The organism is Streptomyces sp. NPDC001617, from assembly GCF_053596855.1.
This window is the reverse complement of record NZ_JBSFHA010000198.1, coordinates 1-2,476: the sequence shown is the minus strand read 5'-3', so window position 1 is coordinate 2,476 and position 2,476 is coordinate 1. Positions and strand designations below refer to the sequence as shown.

Below are 2,476 nucleotides of genomic sequence, written 5' to 3'. Positions count from 1 at the left end.
CCAAAAGCACCGTTATTCAGGATCACCCATCTCCGCGACCGGTCCAAGGCCTCCGTGAACGAGCAGGCGTCGACCTTCGATCAGCGCTGAGCCCGCCCGAGCACGCGGCGTCTGCGTGACATGACCGCGCCCGACCTGCCACCCCGGTCGCCGGGCCGGCACGCCCCACACGGAATGCCTCGCCGTCTCAGGAGGAGCGTGACCCGCGCGAGCGCCGGAAACCACAGCCAACTCACCGGAGGACCACATGGGCACGTCGAGAAGTAGCTCGCAGCCCGCAGGACACATCGCCGTCGAGGGCCACGCCGGGGTGCTTGTCGCTCGTATCGACGGAGGCCCGCATGCGTTGTTCGATCCCGAGATCACCAAGCAACTGAAAGAGCTGGTCGATCGTGCGGACCGCGATCCGGACATCCGCGCGGTCGTCTTCACCGGTACGCATCCTGACCGCTTCTTGAGCCATTCCGATGTGCGCTGGCTACAGGAAGGGGGCACTGGATTCCCGCCGATCAACACGCGCATCGCCAAGCTCGTGGCGCGCACGGCGAGGCTCATCAACAGGGTGCCGGTTGTCAGAACGCTCGCGGGGATGACCCGGCTCAAGACACTTCTGCAGCTCGACAGCTTCCATGCCACCTTCCTGAAGATGAATGCAAGCGGCACCATCTTCGTCGCGGCACTCAACGGCTCGGCACTTGCCGTCGGCGCGGAACTGGCATTTGCCTGTGATCTGCGCATCATGGCAGACGGGGAGCACGTTATCGGCCTGACAGAAGTCCTGCTCGCACTGACACCGGGTGGCGGCGGCTCTCAGCGACTGCCTCGTCTGATCGGCAGGCAGCAGACGTTGGTCGCCGTTCTCGAAGGCAGGCCGTTCACGCCTGCGGAGGCTCTCTCGCTCGGTGCGGTCGACGAAGTGGTGCCACAGGAAAAGGTCCTCGCACGGTCGATCGAGCGCGCAGAGTATCTGAGCCTCCGCTCGAAGAAATCTCTCGGAGCCATCAAGCGATCCATCTACTTCGGCAGCTCCCTGTCGCTCGAGGACGGCTTGCAGCTCGAGCACGCCGAGTTCCTGGTCAGAGATCAATCGAAGGAAGCTCAGCGGCGGATGCTCGAATACATCGCCACCACGGACGCCACCGGCGAGCTCCCTCTGCTGAATCGTGACACGTACGCGCGAGCACTCGCCGCCGGGCGATTCGGAAGTAGCCCAAGCGAGTAGATCGAGTCGATGTGGTGATCCCGCCTTGATCGGCGGTTCATTGCCTCCCTCTGTGACAGCCTCGGTTGAGGCTGTCACAGGGCGGTTCGTGGAGTGATGTCCGTTGCCCGGTGAGGTTGGTGCAGGGCAGCTGGTCGCGGGGGGCTCGGTCGGCTACCGCTGCCTGGTGAAGTTGTCGGCGTCGGCCTGGTGAGGGCATCGAGCTTGACGAGGCCTTTGTCCGCCGTGACGTTCACGGCTGACGGCGTGCGCCGGTGCTCGACTGGTAGGCCGCCACACGATCCCACTCGCCTCGGAACTCGCTTGCGGCCTCTTGATCACCTTGATGGAATTACGATCGTAAGACAATGGCGTAGTCAATCACCGGGCGGAGCAGCTCCGGCCATCCACATTGGAGAAGCACGTGTCTTCCTCGAACGTCGAAACCCAAACGTCCACCACTGACTTGCACCAGTTCGCCGATGAGTTGATGAGGCAACTCAACCTGCGGGACGCCGACAGCGCGTTGGCCCCGTTCGCGCCGGACGCCCGCTTGTACGCCGCCGACGGCACCACCACCGGCGTCGAGGACAACCGCGCGGTGCTGGCGTCGGTCTTCGACGCGTTCCCCGACGTCACCTTCACGCCGGTCCGTGTCATCGCCGAGGACGATTGGTTCGCCATCGCCTTCATCTGGGCCGGCACGAGCACCCGGCCCTTCAACGGCACTCCCGCCACCGGCCGACCGATCAAGGTGCTGGAGTTCCGTATGTTCAAGGTGGTTGACGGGAAGATCACCGAGGCCTGGGGCCTCATCGACCTGGCGTCGCTCTTCGCCCAGTTGCAGCCCTGAGTGGGCGGTTCATAAGGTGGTGTCCGTTTCCTAGAGGTCCACGGCCTCGAGCAGGAGCCGGATGTTCACTGCGGATGGCTCGTCGAGCCACTGAGCCTCGTCGGCGATGATGAGCACCGGCCGTTCCTCGGCCAGCTCGCCGACGAGCTCAGTACGGCCACGCCGATCAGGAACCAGTCCTCCACATCGCCGCTCATGCCGAGCCTCGTTCAGGGGCTTGGCCTGCGGCTGCGGCTGCGGCTGCCTGCTGATCCGCTCGGTCACCGGCCACAGCAGTTCGTGCAGCGCGGCGAAGCCCAACTCCGACTTGAGACGAGTGCCGTGACATCTCAGTGGACGTTAAGTCCGTTTCTGGTAGCGACCTCGTCCGGGTTGGGTGAGGAAGCCTTGGCGGACGAGTCGTCCGAGACGAGCACGGGTGA

The 2,476-nt window shown here is 64.5% G+C and carries 3 protein-coding genes; 2 read left to right on the top strand and 1 reads right to left on the bottom strand.

Translation table 11 applies throughout. From position 1 onward, the window contains the following. Window positions 1-247: 247 nt before the first annotated feature. Both ACWC09_RS52510 and ACWC09_RS52505 read left to right on the top strand, forming a co-directional pair. Window positions 248-1,222 carry an enoyl-CoA hydratase/isomerase family protein gene (locus tag ACWC09_RS52510; protein ID WP_152771986.1) on the top strand — a complete coding sequence of 325 codons (975 nt, stop codon included), beginning with the start codon at window positions 248-250 and terminating at the stop codon, window positions 1,220-1,222. A gap of 403 nt (window positions 1,223-1,625) precedes the next feature. Further along, window positions 1,626-2,054: an ester cyclase gene (locus ACWC09_RS52505; protein ID WP_322724535.1), complete on the top strand. Its 429-nt coding sequence runs from the start codon at window positions 1,626-1,628 to the stop codon at window positions 2,052-2,054. 30 nt (window positions 2,055-2,084) lie between these two features. Here ACWC09_RS52505 and ACWC09_RS52500 read toward each other — a convergent pair whose 3' ends face one another. Further along, a complete protein-coding gene (locus ACWC09_RS52500; protein ID WP_450859402.1) occupies window positions 2,085-2,354 on the bottom strand; it encodes a hypothetical protein in 270 nt (89 codons plus the stop codon). Between the last annotated feature and the right edge of the window lie 122 nt (window positions 2,355-2,476).